The sequence below is a fragment of the Sphingomonas sp. M1-B02 genome (genome assembly GCF_026167525.1).
Lineage (GTDB): Bacteria > Pseudomonadota > Alphaproteobacteria > Sphingomonadales > Sphingomonadaceae > Sphingomonas.
This window is the reverse complement of sequence record NZ_CP110679.1, coordinates 784,828-800,443: the sequence shown is the minus strand read 5'-3', so window position 1 is coordinate 800,443 and position 15,616 is coordinate 784,828. Positions and strand designations below refer to the sequence as shown.

The following is a 15,616-nucleotide window of genomic DNA, read 5'->3' as shown; positions in this document are numbered from 1 at the left end:
CCGTTGCGATCTTCGGCGACCTCGTCCAGCTTGGCGATGCTTCCGGTCGCGTGGATCGGGGAGTTGCGGAAGACGACGATGCGCGACGATCCGAATGGCAGGCTTCTGGCGGTGAGGATTCACGGCGTGGCGGCGTTGTCTCTGGCCCTCGCTGTGTTCGCGCTCGACGTGCTGAGCCCGCTGCAGGGTGCGGTCGCCGTGCTCTACACGATCGTCGTCGTCATGTCCTCGCGCAGTCACGATCGGCGGATGATGCTGGCGACCGGCGCGGTCGTGTTCGCGATGGCGGTTTCGGGCTACTTCCTGAGCCATTGGGGCGAACCCCTCGGGTCGCCGGCCGTGCGCCTCGCGGTCAGTCTGGTCGCGATCCTGATCACCACCTTGCTGAGCGTGCGCAACCTCGCCGCCGCCAGAGAGCAGCGGAAATCCGAGGATCGCTACCGCACGATCTTCAATGCGGCCGGCCTGCCGATCTGGGAGGGCGATTGGTCGACGGCCTATGCGCTCCTGGCGGAGGGAGGCTCCGCCACGCCCGAGCAGATCGACCATATCGCCCGGACGGCGACCATCCGCGCGGCGAACGACGCCGCGGCACGCCTCTTCGGCCTGCCGGACGGACGCTCGCTCGTCGGCGGAACGCTGACATTGCACCACACCCCTTCCGCGGAGGCGGCGCTTGGCCGCATCCTTGCGGCGCTCGTCCGGGGAGATCAGGGGATCGAGGAGGAAACCCAGTTCCTCACCGCATCCGGCGCGACGGTGGACGTGGTTCTCCGCGTGACGGTCCCGGCTGGGGCCGATGGCTGGAGCCGCGTTCTGATCATGGCCATTGACGTGACCGAGCGGAACCGTGCGCAGGCGCGGCTAACCCAGTCGCAGGCAGAGCTCACCCACGTCGCGCGCGTCACGACGTTGGGGCAGCTCGCCGCTTCGATTGCGCATGAGGTCAACCAGCCGCTGTCGGCGATTATCACCTATGCCAAATCCGGCCAGCGGTGGCTGGCGCGCGAGGCGCCGGACGCAAAGGAAGCTGCCGACTGCTTCGATCACATCGCTTCGAACGGAGGGCGCGCCGCTGAGGTCATCGCCCGCATCCGCGACCTCGCCCGCAACGCCGAACCCCGCCAGGACACGCTGCTTCTGGGCCCATTGATCGAGGAGACGGTCGCGCTGCTCAGCCGCGATCTCCAAATGAACCAGGTCTCGATCACCCTTGGGGTCGCGGGTGACCTGCCGCCCGTGCGCGGCGACCGGGTCCAGATCCAGCAGGTGCTCATGAACCTGATGCTCAACGCCGAGCAGGCGATGGCCGGAACCCCGGCGGAACAACGGGAGCTTAGCGTCGAAGCCCTGGCCGAGGGCGGCATTGTTCGCGTCGAGGTGCGCGACCGAGGCACCGGCATCGCCGCCGACCCCGAGAGCCTCTTTGCTCCTTTCTTCACCACCAAGAGCGACGGATTGGGGATGGGCCTGTCCATCTGTCGCTCGATCGTCGAGCGGCACGGCGGGAGCCTTGTCGCCGCGAACAATCCCGATCGGGGCGCGACCTTTCGCTTCGTGCTGCCCGTAGCCCAGGCCGAGAGGGAGGCCGCGTGACCGTCTATGTGATCGACGATGACCCAGAGGTGCTGGGTTCGCTGGGCAGCCTGCTGCGCTCGACCGGGCTCGACGTTGCGCTGTTCCAGACGCCGAGGGAGTTCCTCGCCGCCGCGCCGCCGACGGCAGCCTCTTGCTTAGTCCTGGACGTGCGGCTGCGCGGCCAAAACGGCCTCGATTTCCAGGAGCAGTTGGCGAGGGAGGGGGTGGCCATTCCGGTCATCCTGATCACCGGCCATGGCGACATTCCGATGACCGTGCGTGGGATGAAGGCTGGCGCGGTCGACTTCCTGCCTAAGCCGTTCACGGAAGAACAGATGCTCGCCGCCGTCGATAGCGCGCTGGCGCGCGATCGGGAGCGTCGCGAGCATGCCGCCGGCGCGGATGCGCTGCAGCGATGCTACGAGCGCCTGACTCCGAGGGAGCAGGAGGTGATGGGCCTCGTTGTGACCGGCCTGATGAACAAGCAAATCGCGGCGCGAATGGCGCTTTCTGAGATCACCGTGAAGATCCACCGCGGCAATGTTATGCGCAAGATGGAGGCGCAGTCGCTCGCCGACCTCGTGAGGATGGCCGAGTCACTCGGCATTCGGGACGATACCATCCACCGGTTTAACATCTGAGTATGATGGCGCCGCCACCGTGACAGGCGCATCGGGTGGACTGTATCCAGGAGTATCGAGTGAGCGCCTCCCTTGTTATCGGCATCGTGGACGACGACCCTGGCGTGCGGGGAAGCATCGAAAGCCTCGTGCGATCCGCCGGCATGATTCCCCATTGCTTTTCCAGCGCCGGCGAACTGCTGACCACCGACGGCGCCGGATTGGCGTGCGTCGTGACCGACCTCCATATGCCGGAGATGAGCGGGCTCGCGTTGCAGGCGGAGATGCTGCGCCGTGGCTGGACGATTCCTCTGATCCTAATGACCGCTTTCCCCACCGATGCGGCCCGCGAGCAGGCGATGCGTGCAGGCGCAAGGGCTTTCCTGACCAAGCCGGTGGATCCCGACGCATTGCTCGACGCCATCGAGGCCGGGATCGGTTGATGGATGGAGGCCCTTCAGAGATGGGCTGGCGCACGTTCAGCGGACGTCTTACGCGCTGGTGGCGGCGCTGGAAAGAGAAGCCGGCACGGAACCGGGGTTCGCTAAGCGGCGCGGCGAAGAATGGCTTGAACGGACGGTCCGCCAAAAGGTGAATCGGATCAAAGCAAGCTAGGTGCTTGAAGTCGATGGTGACCCCTACGAGAATCGAACTCGTGCTTACGCCGTGAGAGGGCGTCGTCCTAACCGCTAGACGAAGGGGCCGATCAGCACCGGAACGGCGGCACTTAAAAGGCGATGCCGGGGGCGTCAAGCGGAGATGCCGTCAGACGCCCCTCGGAGCGGAGCCTAGAAGGCGGCGCGCACCCCCGCGAAGACACTGCGCCGCTCCACCGGATAGAAGATCGCGCCGCTGGGGACATAGGTTACCACCGCCGAGACATCGCCCGCCGCCTTGCGGTTTGCCAGGTTGCGCGCATCGGCGAAGAGCGTGAAGCGATCGTCGATCTTCGCCTCGGCGCTCAGGTTGAACAGGACATAGCCATCGGCGCGGAAGCTGTTGGCATAGTCCGCCCAGGCGCCGCGCGGCACCCATTCGAGCGCGGGGGAGAGGTGCAGATCGGCGCTGCCCAGCCGCAATTCGCCGCGATAGACATGTTCGGGGATCACCGGCAGCCGGTTGTTGCCGAATTGCAGATCGCCGAGGAAGGCGAAGTCGCTATATTGATACACCTGCCGCAGCCGCGCCCACTTTGCCAAATCGAGGTCGAACCCGGCCTCGATCCCCTGGTGCCGCGTCCGCCCCGCATTGAAGGTGGCGGCCGGAATGGTCGGCGGCGCGACGCTGAACTGGAGCAGTTCGCCGTCGAGATTCGCCCGGTATAGGCTGACATCGAAGCGCAGCGGCCCGATCCGCCCGCGCCCGCCCACCTCCGCGGTCCAGCCGCGCTGCGCATCGAGCGGCACGAAGCTGGCGATCTGGGCGAGCTCGATGAAGCCGGGAAGCTCGTGGCTGCGACTGTAATTCGCATAGAGCTGGATGTCGGCCGCAGGCTCGAACAGCACACCCAGCTTGGGCGAGATCTGCTCGAAGGTAGCGCGGCCAGTGGTGACGAGCGGGAAGCTCTGCTCCTGCCGCCGCAGCCCCGACGTATAGACCGCGCCCGCGATCAGCGTGAGGTTAGGCAGCGGACGCACGCGGCCCTCGGCATAGGCATCAATCGTGCGCGAGGTCAGGTCGGCCTGGAAGGTGGGCGCGCCGCGCTCGCCGTCGATGTTGATATAGCGCCGAGAGTCGACCGAGCCGAAGCGCGCGGTGATACCTGCGGTGAATCCGAACATGCCGAAATCCTGGTCGAGCCGGGCATAGCTGCCCCAGTCGGTCGAATTCTGGTCGGTCACCTGGAAGATCGGATGGTGGAGCTGCTTGGCGTTGAGGAACAGGCCGACATCGAGAGTGCCCGCGCCGATCGCGATGCTCGTGCGGTTCTGCAGCCGGATCGAGTCGATGTCGCGCGCCTGGTCGCCGGCGAAATTGCCGGTCTTCGGCGCGGTGCGCGCCGTCGCATAGGTCAGCGCGCCGGGCAGCTCCTGGCGGATCGTCTGTGCCGAGGCATAGAAGCGGGTCTCGACATCGTCGTTCAGCCGGATGCCGAGATTGCCGTTGACCCGCAGCGCCTTGCGCCGGGCATGGTCGCGGTCCCCGTCCGAACTGTCGCCGGCGATCGCCAGCCAGGCGTCGCCGCGCGCATCGGCATAGCCCATGCTCGCCAGCCCGCGGATCGTATCGAAGCTGCCGCCGTCGACGCGCAGCCGCACGCCTTTGGCCGAGCGACCGGTCGGCGTCACGCCGTTGATCGCACCGCCCAGCGTCGACGAGCCGAAGCGCAGCGCATTGGCGCCGCGAAAGACCTCGACATGCTGGAGGAAGGCGGGGTCGAGCTCCTGGAAATCGCCATTATCGTCGGCGAGGTTCAGCGGCACGCCGTCCTGCAGCAAGGTCAGCCCGCGCATATGATAGCCGCGGCTGATCCCCGATCCGCGGATCGAGAGCCGCACCTCCTGCCCGAAGCGCGGCTGGGCATAGACGCCGGGGGAGAAGGCCAGCACGTCGCGGAGCGAGACCGCGACCTTCTCGTCGAAATCGGTCGCGGGGACGACATGGGCGCCGCCGGGGGTCTCGCTTACCCGCTGGATCGCCTCGGCGACCAGCCGTTCGGCGGTGACGACGATATCGTCGCGGGGATCGGGGGCCTGCTGGGCGAAGGCGGGGAGGGCGGCAAGCAACAAGGGCGCGCCAAACAGCGCGCGGGTCAGATTGGACATTATGATTCCTCAGATGAACGAATGCAGGCGCTCGCAAGCGCCGGGACGGTTCAGATGAGGGCAGGGGGTCCGGTCGAACGGGGCGGGGGTGCGGCCAGGCCGCGCCCGGGGGCGGCAGCAGGAGTCGGCGTGAGCGCCGGCGCGGATGCGTCCGCCGGAACCAGCATCGGCACCGGCGCGAACGTCGCCAGCGGTTGCGCCGCGGCGGCGAAAGCGCAGGGTTGGTCGGTGGCGGGTTGATGTTCGGGCTCGGACTGTTCGCCGGTCGCATCGGCGAGCAGCGCCTTCGCCTCGGCCAAAGCGGCGTTGCCTCCTGTGCCGCTATCGGCGCACCAGGAAAGCGTGAGCCCGGAAGCGCTTGCCTGGGGCATCCAGCCGGCGGGCAACGCCATGCGGAACAGCAAAGCGCAGGCGACGAGCAGCAGCGCGACGTATCGCCTTGCATTGCGCGACTCTGGCCTGCCGATCATGCCCGGCGCTTTAGACCTTCGCTCGCGTGAAGCAACCCTCAGCCGGCAACCGGAAGCCGCAGGTTCCCATCGGGCTCATAATGGACCTCGCTGTAAGCGAGCACGGCGTCGAGCGGCAGATCGCCATAGATGTGCGGGAAAAGCTGGCCGCCGCGCGACGGCTCCCATTTCACGGCGTCGCCGAGCACCTCGAGGTCGACCGCAACCAGCCACAGCCCCTCTTGCCCGGCGAAGTGCTTGTCGAGCGTCTCGCGCAGCTGCGCCTCGCTCGAGAGGTGGATATAGCCGTCCGCCAGGTCCACCGGCGCCCCCTCGAACCGCCGCTCCTGCTCAAGCGTCTGCATCTGGTCGCTGGTGAGGATCTTGTACGCCGTCGCTGCCGCCATCGCCATTCCTAACCGAGCTGCATTACCCGAAGACGCGGCGTCACTCCGGCGTACCCTCCGCCAGATCCTCGCCGGTATCGCCATCGGGCGTGGGCTCGCCCGCGATCGGGCCATCGCCCAGATCGGCCTCGGCTTCTTCCTCGCTCTCGGCGATCCGCGCCGCGGAGACGACATGCTCGTTATCGGCGACGCGGAACAGGATCACGCCCTGCGTATTGCGCCCGGTAACCCGGACCGAGCCGACGGTGGTGCGGATCAGCTTGGCCTGGTCGGTCACCAGCATCAATTGCTCGCCATTATGCGCGGGGAAGCTCGCGACCACGGGGCCGTTCCGATCCGAGCTGACGATATTGGTGATGCCCTGGCCGCCGCGGTTGGTGCGGCGATATTCATAGGCCGAGGTGCGCTTGCCATAGCCGTTGGCGGTGACGGTGAGGATGAACTCCTCCGCCGCCTCGAATTCGGCCATGCGCTCGGAGCTCAGCGTGACTTCGCGGTCGCCTTCCTTCCACGGCGCGGCCTTCAGATAATCCTCGCGCTCCTGCGGCGTGGCGTCGAAACCGCGCAGCACCGAAAGCGAGATGACCTCGTCGCCCTCGGCCAGCCGCGCGCCGCGCACCCCGGTCGAGTCGCGGCTCTGGAATTCGCGCACGTCGGTCGAGGCGAAGCGGATCGCCTTGCCCTGCTTGGTCGCGAGCAGCACATCGTCGGTCTCGGTTAGCAAGGACACGCCGATCAGCCGGTCCTCGGACCCCTCCTCGAAGCGCATCGCGATCTTGCCGTTGGTACGGATATTGGCGAAGGCGTCCATCGAGTTGCGGCGCACGCTGCCCTTGGCCGTGGCGAACATCACGTGGAGATCGCCCCAGGTCGCCTCATCCTCGGGAAGCGGGAGCACGGTCGAGATCGTCTCGCCGCTCGCCAGCGGCAGCAGGTTGATCATCGGCCGCCCGCGCGTGGCGGGGCCACCCTCGGGCAGGCGCCAGACCTTCATCCGATAGACCTTGCCCTCGGTCGAGAAGAACAGGACCGGCGTGTGGGTGGAGGTGACGAAGAGATGCGTGATCGCATCCTCGTCCTTGGTCGCCATGCCGGCGCGGCCCTTGCCGCCCTTGGCCTGCGCACGGAAGGTATCGAGCGGGGTGCGCTTGATATAGCCTTCCATCGTCACGGTGACGACCATGTCCTCGCGCTCGATCAGATCCTCATCGTCGATCCCGTCGGCGGCGGCGGCGATCTCGGTCCGGCGCGGCGTGGCATAGGCCGCGCGCACCGCGACCAGCTCGCCGCGCATCACTTCATACAATTTGGCGCGGTCGCCCAGGATCGCGAGCAGTTCGGCGATCGTCTCGGCCAGCCCGGCAAGCTCGTTGCCGATCTCGTCACGGCCCAGTGCCGTCAGGCGATGCAGGCGCAGATCGAGGATCGCGCGGACCTGGACGTCGGACAGGCGATAGACGTCGCCGGTGATTTCGGTTTCCACCGCCTCGACCAGGCGGATGTAGGAGGCGATCTCGGCGATCGGCCATTCGCGCCGGAGCAGCGCCTCGCGTGCCGCCGTCGGGCTCGACGATCCGCGGATGATGCGGACGACTTCGTCGAGATTGGTGACCGCGACCACCAGACCGAGCAAGATGTGCGCCCGGTCGCGCGCCTTCGCAAGCTCGAACTTCGAGCGGCGGGTGATGACCTCTTCGCGGAACTTGACGAAGGCCTCGATGATGTCGCGCAGGTTGAGCAATTCGGGCCGGCCGCCGCGGATCGCCAGCATGTTCGCCGGGAAGGACGACTGCGCCGGCGTGTTGCGCCAGAGCTGGTTGAGCACGACCTCGGGAGTCGCGTCGCGCTTCAGGTCGATGACGATCCGCACGCCCTCGCGGTTCGATTCGTCGCGAATGTCGCTGACGCCTTCGATCCGCTTTTCCTTGGCCGCCTCGGCGATCAGCTCGACCAGGCGGTTCTTGCCCTGCTGGTAGGGGATTTCGGTGAGCACGATCGAGCGCCGCTCGCCGCGCTGTTCGGTGATGTGCCGGCTGCGCAGCATGATCGAACCGCGCCCGGTCTGGTAGGCCGAACGACAGCCCGCGCGGCCCAGGATGATGCCGCCCGTGGGGAAATCGGGGCCGGGGACGATCTCGATCAGTTCCTCGATCGTGATGCCTTTATTGTCCATGTAGGACAGGCAGGCGTCGATCACTTCGCCCAGATTGTGCGGCGGGATGTTGGTCGCCATGCCGACCGCGATGCCGCCCGCGCCGTTGACCAGCAGATTGGGATAGCGGGCGGGGAGGACCGTCGGCTCACTCTCCGAGCCGTCATAATTGTCCTGGAAGTCGACCGTGTCCTTGTCGATATCGTCGAGCAGCGCCGACGCGACCTTGGCGAGCCGCGCCTCGGTATAGCGCATCGCCGCGGGGGGATCGGGATCCATCGAGCCGAAATTGCCCTGGCCGTCGATCAGCGGCACCCGCATCGCCCAATCCTGGGCCATGCGCGCCATCGCGTCATAGATCGAGCTGTCGCCGTGCGGGTGATATTTACCCATCACGTCACCGACCAGACGGGCCGACTTGCGATAGGCGCGCCCGGCGACATAGCCGCCTTCCTGCGCGGCATAGAGGATGCGGCGGTGGACGGGCTTCAGACCGTCGCGAACGTCGGGGAGCGCACGCGCCACGATCACGCTCATCGCGTAATCGAGATACGAGGCCTTCATCTCGTCGACGATCGAGATCGGGGTAATGTCGGAGGGGTCGGCGAGGATGGTCTCGTCGGTCAAGATATCGCGCTTTCGGGTTTTGTGACGTTCCTGTGGCTCTAGCGCGCGGCATACCACCTGCCAAGCCCGCGCGCTCGCGCGCACGCGTGAGGAAGGCTTTAGGCGGCGGAGGGATCGCTCTCATTCAAATGGCGTTCATGCCTCGATTGGCATCGAACTAAGAGCGCCTCGCGCTTGTATGGTGCGATGCAGCCAATTAGAGGGTCCCCCGACCCCGTACGCCGTTCCCACGAGGAGAGTTCTTAATGACGTTCGCTTCGAAGCTCGCGCTGGCCACCGTGCTGACGCTGGGCACTGCCCTTCCCGCAGTGCCTGCCGCCGCCCAAGACGCCAAGGCGCAGGCAGCCCCCGAACTCAAGGTCAGCAAGGAATTCCGCGAAGCCGCCGCCGCCGCCGATGCCGCGTTGAAGGCAAAGGATCTGACCGGCGCCGACACCCAGATCACCGCCGCCGAGACGCTGTCGAAGAATGACGACGAGAAATATTATTCGGCGTGGCTGCGCCTGCAGCTCGAACTGGAGCGCAAGAACGAAGCCGGGCAGATGAAGGCGCTCGGTATTTTGGCCACCAACCCGCGCACCCCGGTCGACCGCGCGAAGGCCTATGGCTCGATCTATCAATATATGGTGGGCGCGGCGCTCGCGACGCAGAAGAAGCATGCCGAGGCGATCCCGGCGCTGCTCAAGGCGCGCGAGCTCGGCTCGACCCAGGCCGATCTCCCCATCCTGCTCGCCAATTCCTACAGCGCGACCGGCAAATCGGCCGAGGCGATCGCCGAAGTGGACGCCGCGATCACCGCGAGCAAGGCGGCAGGCCGAAAGCCGCCGGCGGACTGGTACAAGTTCGTAATTCCCAAGGTGAATGCCGGCGGCAATCGCGCTGCAATGGCCGGGTGGCTGACGCGCTTCATCCAGGAATATCCGACCATGCAGAATTGGCGCTGGGCGATCCAGGTGTTCCGCCAGGGCACGACCGGCGACGCCGCCAAGCTTGAGCGGATCGACCTCTATCGCCTGATGCGCTCGACCAATTCGCTGGCCGATCGCGGCGACTATTCGAACTACGCCTTCGCGACGCAGCAGGCCGGCCTCCCCTGGGAGTCGGTTGCGGTGATCGAGGAAGGCCGCAAGTCGGGGAAGGTTCCGACGACCGACCGCGATACCCAGACCACGCTCACGGCGGCGCAGACCGCAGTGCGGACCGAGGGATCGCTCGACACCCAGGCCAAGCAGGCGGCCGCCGCCCCCAACGGCAAGCGGGCAGCCAGCACCGGCGACGCGTTCCTGGCCAGTGGCAACTATGCCCGCGCGCTCGAACTCTACGATCTCTCGCTCACCAAGGGCGGCGTGGTCGCAGAGGAGGTCAATCTGCATCGCGGGATCGCGCTGCTGCGGCTGGGCCGCAAGGACGAATCGCGCGCGGCGTTCGCCTCGGTCCAGACCGGGCCCTACGCCAACATCGCGTTGCTGTGGCAGGCATCGATCGACTTCCCGCCGCTCGCCTGAGCGGCCCGCATAGCGACGGACGGGGAGGGGCGGCAGCGATGCCGCCCCTTCTTACATTTCGGGGACGGGGACGCCGGGAAGCGCCTTCGACGTGCGGATCGTCAGCGAAGTCTTCACATGCTCGACATTGGGCGCGGTCGTCAGCTTGGTCGTCAAAATCTGCTGGAAGCTCTGAAGGTCCGCGGCGACGATCTTGAGGATGAAATCGATTTCGCCGTTGAGCATGTGGCACTCGCGCACCTCGGGAATCTCGGCGACCAGCTTCTCGAACGCCTGGAGGTCGCTTTCGGCCTGGCTCTTGAGGCTCACCATCGCGAAGACCGTCAGATTATAACCGAGCGCGGCGGGGTCCAGCGCGGCATGGTAGCCGCCGATCGCGCCTTGCTGTTCCAGCGCGCGAACCCGGCGCAGGCAGGGTGGTGCCGTGAGCCCCACCCGTTCGGCCAGCTCGACATTGGTCATCCGGCCATTATCCTGAAGGAGCCCGAGGATCCGCACGTCGATATCGTCGAACCGCATCTGGATGTCTCTCTTTCACTTTGGTTTCGTTGCACCTGAGCCTCGGTAACTATAAGAATATTACAGCGCAACGCAATTGTCCCACATTGCGACGTACTGAAATCAGTGGTTCCGAAGCGGCGTTCCAGCAGTTAAGGAATCCTTACGGCACGCGTTCGCGCGCCGGGACATTGGGTGAGCATCGCGTGCGTTTCGACGACACATTGGGGACGGTGCTGGCAGCCGATCTGGGTACGCCTTATGGTGTGCAGTCGGCGTGGCGGCAGCTTGTCGATCTGATCGGTCGCCGGCGCGTCGGGGCCGAAAGTGGGGCGATGGCCACGCTCCGCGCGATCCGCGCCCAGGTGCCCGCGTCGATTCGGGCGGCCAGCGCCCGCGCGCTGGAATATGCCAATCCGCCCGGGCCGCTCGTTCGCTTGTTCGCGCTCGACGATCTTCCGATCGCAGCCCCGGTGATTCGCACCGCGCGGCTGACCTCGGCCGAGTGGATTCAGCTGCTCCCCGATCTTGCACCGGCCGCCCGGTCGCTGTTGCGCAACCGGCGCGATCTCGGCCCGCTCGTGAAGCGTGCGCTCGAAGCCTATGGGGCGGTCGATTTCGTCCTGCCCAACCATGCCCCGGCGTCGCTCCAAAGCGGGACGGGGAACCCCGACACGCGCATTGCGGAGCCCTCCGCCGCGGCGCAGGATTCGGGCATGGAATTCGCCGCGTCGATCGAAGCCGAGCCTGCCCAGACCGCCGCCGCGGCCGACGCGGGCACGTTCGCGATTTCCGAAGTCGTCGCCCGGATCGATGCCTTCTGGCGCCACCGCGAGGAAAGCGGCCCGTCGCCCTTCGCCGCGCCCGCGCTCGCCGTAGATTTTCGTTTCGAGACCGACGCCAAGGGCGTGATCCGCTGGGTCGAGGGCGTCAGCCGCGGTCCGCTGGTCGGGCTCTCGCTCGATCTGCAGGGGCGGACCGATGGTTCGCGCGTCGATGGCATCGCCGCGGGTGCGTTTCGCCGCCGCGCCGGGTTCTCCAACGCGCGCCTGGTCATCGAAGGCGACTCCGACGCCACGGGCGACTGGCTGATCTCGGCGATCCCGGCGTTCGATCCTGCCAACGGGCGTTTCAGCGGCTATCGCGGCACCGCGCGGCGCCCCCGCATCGACGAGCGCGCCGAACCGGTCCGTCCCGCGACCGCGGCGATGCCCGCGGACTCGCTGCGCCAGCTCGTCCATGAATTGCGCACCCCGACCAACGCGATCGCCGGCTTCGCCGAGATGATCGAGACCCAGATGCTCGGCCCCGTCGCCGAAGTCTATCGCGGTCGCGCGAATGTCATTCGCAGCCAGGCGCGCGAACTGCTCGGCGCGATCGACGATCTCGATCTCGCCGCGCGGATCGACAGCGATGCGCTGTCGCTCGTCCCCGGCCAGGTCGCGTTGCGGCCGCTGCTCGCCGGCATCGTCGAGGATCTCGACCAATTATCGCAGTTGCGCGGCTCGGCGATCGCCTTGCCCGTCGACGATTTCGCGGTCTCGGGCGATCGGCGCGCGGTCGAGCGGCTGCTCGCGCGGCTCATGGCGACGCTCGTGTCGGCCAGCAGCCCCGGCGAGCGGATCGGAGTCCACACCGCGATCGAAAGCGCGGACCAGGTCGTGATCGCGATCGATCGGCCCCGGGCCCTCGCCGATTATCCGGGCGACGCGGTTCTGGGCATCGACGACGAGCGCGAGGATTCGACGCTGCTCGGCACCGGCTTCGCGCTCCGGCTCGCGCGCAATCTTGCCCGCGAGCTCGGCGGAAGCCTGGTGATCGAGCCCGAGCGCTTGACTTTGCGCCTCCCGGCCTCCGTAACCGCCCAGGTGGGACAGGCAAATCTGAACTGATCGTGGGGGATGGCGATCTCCGGGGGGGCTATCGCCCGGTAGCGCCTGCGCAAAATGCCGCCCTGGATTGGCCGGACATGTTCGGCACGCGCTTCACGATCTTCGTCGATACCGAAGAGGAGTTTGACTGGCGGCTGCCGTTCGATCGCGCGGCGCGGGGAACCACGCATGTCGCGGCTATACCCGCTGCCCATGCGCGCTTCGCCGCGCACGGCGTCCCGCTCACCTATCTCGTCGATCACCCGATCGCGACTTGCCAGCGGTCGATCGATATTCTCGGCGATCTGATCGGAGACGGACGCTCGGCGATCGGCACCCAGCTTCACCCCTGGGTCAATCCGCCGTTCGACGAACCCGTGAACGGTTTCAATAGCTTCGCCGGTAATCTTCCCGCCGGGTTGGAAGACGCCAAACTGGCGGCGCTGACCGACGCGATCGCCGTCGCATGGGGCAAGCGGCCCGTCGTCTATCGTGCCGGTCGTTACGGGATCGGGCCGGCGACCTTCGCCGCGCTATCCCGGCTGGACTATCGCATCGATAGCTCGATGCGCGCACGCTACGACTATTCGGGCGAAGGCGGCCCCGATTACTCGCACATCGGGAACCACGCATTTCGCGTGGGCGACCTGGTCGAGCTGCCGTTGACGACCGTCTATACCGGCGCGCTGCGTCGTGGCGGTCCCGCGCTGTATCGCGCGCTCGGCCGGCTGCCGCGCGGACGCGGCGTCGGCTCTCGGCTCGGCCTGTTCTCGCGCGTCGCGCTGACACCCGAGGACATGCCGCTGCACGAGGCGAAGGAAGCGGTCCGCGTCGCGGTGGGCGAGGGGGTGCGCCTGCTCAACTTCAGTTTCCATTCGCCCTCGGTCGAGCCCGGCCATACGCCCTATGTCCGCGACGCTGCCGGTCTGGCGGCATTCTTTAGGTGGTGGGAAGAAATACTGACGCTACTCGCACGGCTGGGCGTCGCGCCAGCCTCGCTCGACGAGATCGTCGACGCCGCTTGCGGCGAGCCCGCTTCCTCCGCTATCGCCACCCCTGCGGCTGGGGGCCTGTAGCTCAACTGGTTAGAGCTGTCCGCTCATAACGGATAGGTTGCGGGTTCAAGTCCTGCCGGGCCCACCAGCGCCGCGCCGGGCGAAGCGATAGCGAAGCTATCGCACGCCTCAAGGCGCGGCCGGCCGGCGGCGCCTTGAGCGCCGTCCGACGACGCGGCTTTGCCGCGGCGGACCGTTGGCACTCAGATGCCCTTGTGTGTTCCGCCCGAACCGCCTAACCGACCCCAGCGTCGGGGAGTGGCGCAGTCCGGTAGCGCGCCTGCTTTGGGAGCAGGATGTCGCAGGTTCGAATCCTGTCTCCCCGACCACTCAATCCGGATCCATCTCCACCGCCGGCGCCGCGGGCAGCGCGTCGGGCACTCCGTTGAGCGCACGATGCAGCGCATCCTGGTCCAGCGCGCCCTCCCAGCGGGCGACAACCAGCGTCGCGACGGCATTGCCGATGAAGTTGGTGATGCTGCGGCATTCGCTCATGAAGCGATCGACTCCCAGGATGAGCGCCATGCCCGCGATCGGCACCTGCGGCACGATCGCCAGCGTCGCCGCCAGCGTGATGAAGCCCGATCCGGTCACCCCAGCCGCGCCCTTCGAGCTCAGCATCGCCACCCCGAGCAAGGCGAGCTGCTCGCCGAGCGACAGCTCGACCCCCGTCGCCTGGGCGATGAACAGGGCCGCCAGCGTCATATATATGTTGGTGCCGTCGAGGTTGAACGAATAGCCGGTGGGCACCACCACCCCGACCACTTCCTTGTCGCAGCCGGCGCGCTGCATCTTCTCGATCAAGGCGGGCAGGGCGGCCTCGGACGAAGAGGTGCCGAGCACGAGCAGCAGCTCGGCCTTGAGATAGCGCAGCAGCTTGAGGATTGAGAAGCCGTTGAGCGCCGCCACGCCGCCCAGGATCGCCAGCACGAAGATCGCCGAGGTGAGATAGAAAGTGCCGACCAGCGCGCCCAGGCTGATCAGGCTGCCCAGGCCATAGCGTCCGATCGTGAACGCCATCGCCCCGAACGCGCCGACCGGCGCCGCCCACATCACGATCGTCGCCAGCCGGAACACCACCAGCGCCAGCCGCTCGAGCATCTCGGTCACCGGCCGGGCAGGGGCGCCGACCAGCGCCAGCGAGATGCCGAACAGCACCGCGACGAACAGGATCTGGAGGATCGATCCGCTGGTGAATGCCGAGACCAAAGTCGTCGGGATCACGCCCAGCAGGAAACCGGTGAGGGTGGATGCGTGCGCCTTCTCCTCGAAGCCGTGCACCGACGCGGCGTCGAGCGTCGCGGGGTCGATGTTCATCCCCGCGCCGGGCTGGAACAGGTTGGCGACGATCAGCCCGAGGATCAGCGCCAGCGTCGAAAAGAACAGGAAGTAGGCAAAGGCCTTGAAAACCACCCGGCCGAGCGTGCCCAGCCCGTGCGATCCGGCGATCCCGGTGACGACGGTGAGGAAGATCACCGGCGGGATGATCATCTTGACCAAAGCGATGAAGCCGTCGCCAAGCGGCTGCAGGCTTGCCCCGAAGTCGGGAGCGAAATGGCCGACCGAGATGCCGGCGACGATGCCGACGACCACCCAGAAATAGAGCAATCGCCAGAATGGGCGCGGCGGGACGGCAGGGGGAAGCGCAGTGAGCATCGCTCTACATATACCGCAAACGCGAAAAGGGCGCCCCCTTGCGGGAGCGCCCTTCAGCCTGGTCGAGTCCGACCCTTTCGGGCCGGACGTCCGATCAGTTAGCGTTCGCCTCGGCGGCGTCAGCCATATTCTCTTGAACGTCTGCAGCGTTCTCGAGAACGGCCTCAGCGACTTCGTTCGAAGTGTTGTCGGCTGCCTCTTCGTAGATCGCTGCGTTCGCCTCATGGCTCTCGGCAACATTCTCGGCAGTGGTGTTGGTGGGCGTGCCACCGCAAGCTGCGAGCGACATCAGGCCGGCAGTTGCGGCGAGAATGAGAATCTTCTTCATGGGGTGCTCCCTTGGAACATAAACGTTTCGCTCCCGGCCCGAACGCCGATGCGAAACGCTGGAATAGCGTTCGTTGCGGTGCGGTCAATCGCAAATGTGCCGCAC

General features: G+C 66.8%; 13 protein-coding genes and 3 tRNA genes. 8 read left to right on the top strand and 8 right to left on the bottom strand.

Going from position 1 to position 15,616, the window contains the following annotated elements:
• Positions 1-78 precede the first annotated feature (78 nt).
• Genes OKW87_RS03970 through OKW87_RS03960 form a run of 3 tightly spaced genes read left to right on the top strand, consistent with a single transcriptional unit; the run spans position 79 to position 2,641 of the window.
• Positions 79-1,596 (top strand): sensor histidine kinase, encoded by a 1,518-nt coding sequence (locus OKW87_RS03970; protein ID WP_265542465.1) that lies wholly within the window; start codon positions 79-81, stop codon positions 1,594-1,596.
• Positions 1,593-2,219 (top strand): response regulator transcription factor, encoded by a 627-nt coding sequence (locus tag OKW87_RS03965; RefSeq protein ID WP_265542463.1) that lies wholly within the window; start codon positions 1,593-1,595, stop codon positions 2,217-2,219. The genes OKW87_RS03970 and OKW87_RS03965 overlap by 4 nt, the downstream gene beginning before the upstream one ends.
• Before the next feature lie 59 nt (positions 2,220-2,278).
• Positions 2,279-2,641, top strand: coding sequence for a response regulator transcription factor (locus tag OKW87_RS03960; RefSeq protein WP_265542461.1), 363 nt, complete (start codon positions 2,279-2,281; stop codon positions 2,639-2,641).
• A 186-nt stretch (positions 2,642-2,827) separates the two neighbouring features.
• Here the strand turns inward: OKW87_RS03960 and OKW87_RS03955 are convergent.
• From OKW87_RS03955 to gyrA, 5 genes are all read right to left on the bottom strand, one after another.
• Positions 2,828-2,902, bottom strand: a tRNA-Glu gene (locus OKW87_RS03955).
• 84 nt (positions 2,903-2,986) lie between these two features.
• Complete coding sequence (locus tag OKW87_RS03950; protein ID WP_265542459.1) at positions 2,987-4,963, bottom strand: TonB-dependent receptor family protein; 1,977 nt, start codon at positions 4,961-4,963, stop codon at positions 2,987-2,989.
• Positions 4,964-5,013: 50 nt separating this feature from the next.
• Positions 5,014-5,433: a hypothetical protein gene (locus tag OKW87_RS03945; RefSeq protein WP_265542457.1), complete on the bottom strand. Its 420-nt coding sequence runs from the start codon at positions 5,431-5,433 to the stop codon at positions 5,014-5,016.
• 38 nt (positions 5,434-5,471) lie between these two features.
• A complete protein-coding gene (locus OKW87_RS03940) occupies positions 5,472-5,825 on the bottom strand; it encodes a DUF952 domain-containing protein (protein WP_443025078.1) in 354 nt (117 codons plus the stop codon).
• Positions 5,826-5,859: 34 nt separating this feature from the next.
• The gene (gene gyrA / locus OKW87_RS03935; protein WP_265542453.1) at positions 5,860-8,598 is read right to left on the bottom strand and encodes a DNA gyrase subunit A; all 2,739 of its coding nucleotides are present in this window, start codon (positions 8,596-8,598) and stop codon (positions 5,860-5,862) included.
• A 245-nt stretch (positions 8,599-8,843) separates the two neighbouring features.
• On the opposite strand from gyrA, the gene OKW87_RS03930 reads away from it, so the two are divergent.
• Positions 8,844-10,103 carry a tetratricopeptide repeat protein gene (locus OKW87_RS03930; protein WP_265542452.1) on the top strand — a complete coding sequence of 420 codons (1,260 nt, stop codon included), beginning with the start codon at positions 8,844-8,846 and terminating at the stop codon, positions 10,101-10,103.
• Positions 10,104-10,154: 51 nt separating this feature from the next.
• On the opposite strand, the gene OKW87_RS03925 is transcribed toward OKW87_RS03930, so the two are convergent.
• A complete protein-coding gene (locus OKW87_RS03925; RefSeq protein WP_265542450.1) occupies positions 10,155-10,622 on the bottom strand; it encodes an Lrp/AsnC family transcriptional regulator in 468 nt (155 codons plus the stop codon).
• 185 nt (positions 10,623-10,807) lie between these two features.
• Between OKW87_RS03925 and OKW87_RS03920 the strand changes: the two genes are divergently transcribed.
• The 4 genes from OKW87_RS03920 (at position 10,808) to OKW87_RS03905 (ending at position 13,856) form a co-directional block, all read left to right on the top strand.
• Positions 10,808-12,493 (top strand): sensor histidine kinase, encoded by a 1,686-nt coding sequence (locus OKW87_RS03920; protein WP_265542449.1) that lies wholly within the window; start codon positions 10,808-10,810, stop codon positions 12,491-12,493.
• A gap of 77 nt (positions 12,494-12,570) precedes the next feature.
• Positions 12,571-13,548: a polysaccharide deacetylase family protein gene (locus OKW87_RS03915; protein ID WP_265542447.1), complete on the top strand. Its 978-nt coding sequence runs from the start codon at positions 12,571-12,573 to the stop codon at positions 13,546-13,548.
• Positions 13,539-13,615: transfer RNA gene (locus OKW87_RS03910), tRNA-Ile, on the top strand. The genes OKW87_RS03915 and OKW87_RS03910 overlap by 10 nt, the downstream gene beginning before the upstream one ends.
• A gap of 164 nt (positions 13,616-13,779) precedes the next feature.
• Positions 13,780-13,856: transfer RNA gene (locus OKW87_RS03905), tRNA-Pro, on the top strand.
• A 1-nt stretch (position 13,857) separates the two neighbouring features.
• On the opposite strand, the gene OKW87_RS03900 is transcribed toward OKW87_RS03905, so the two are convergent.
• Complete coding sequence (locus tag OKW87_RS03900; RefSeq protein ID WP_265542446.1) at positions 13,858-15,183, bottom strand: dicarboxylate/amino acid:cation symporter; 1,326 nt, start codon at positions 15,181-15,183, stop codon at positions 13,858-13,860.
• A 94-nt stretch (positions 15,184-15,277) separates the two neighbouring features.
• Positions 15,278-15,511 carry a hypothetical protein gene (locus OKW87_RS03895; RefSeq protein WP_265542444.1) on the bottom strand — a complete coding sequence of 78 codons (234 nt, stop codon included), beginning with the start codon at positions 15,509-15,511 and terminating at the stop codon, positions 15,278-15,280.
• Positions 15,512-15,616 lie beyond the last annotated feature (105 nt).

Bases quoted from the DNA above. Each gene is read 5' to 3' on its own strand.
- OKW87_RS03915 (WP_265542447.1), top strand. From the start codon at position 12,571: ATGTTCGGCACGCGCTTCACGATCTTCGTCGATACCGAAGAGGAGTTT.
- OKW87_RS03940 (WP_443025078.1), bottom strand. From the start codon at position 5,825: ATGGCGATGGCGGCAGCGACGGCGTACAAGATCCTCACCAGCGACCAG.
- OKW87_RS03945 (WP_265542457.1), bottom strand. From the start codon at position 5,433: ATGATCGGCAGGCCAGAGTCGCGCAATGCAAGGCGATACGTCGCGCTG.
- OKW87_RS03970 (WP_265542465.1), top strand. From the start codon at position 79: ATGCGCGACGATCCGAATGGCAGGCTTCTGGCGGTGAGGATTCACGGC.
- OKW87_RS03895 (WP_265542444.1), bottom strand. From the start codon at position 15,511: ATGAAGAAGATTCTCATTCTCGCCGCAACTGCCGGCCTGATGTCGCTC.
- OKW87_RS03950 (WP_265542459.1), bottom strand. From the start codon at position 4,963: ATGTCCAATCTGACCCGCGCGCTGTTTGGCGCGCCCTTGTTGCTTGCC.
- OKW87_RS03900 (WP_265542446.1), bottom strand. From the start codon at position 15,183: ATGCTCACTGCGCTTCCCCCTGCCGTCCCGCCGCGCCCATTCTGGCGA.
- OKW87_RS03930 (WP_265542452.1), top strand. From the start codon at position 8,844: ATGACGTTCGCTTCGAAGCTCGCGCTGGCCACCGTGCTGACGCTGGGC.
- OKW87_RS03925 (WP_265542450.1), bottom strand. From the start codon at position 10,622: ATGCGGTTCGACGATATCGACGTGCGGATCCTCGGGCTCCTTCAGGAT.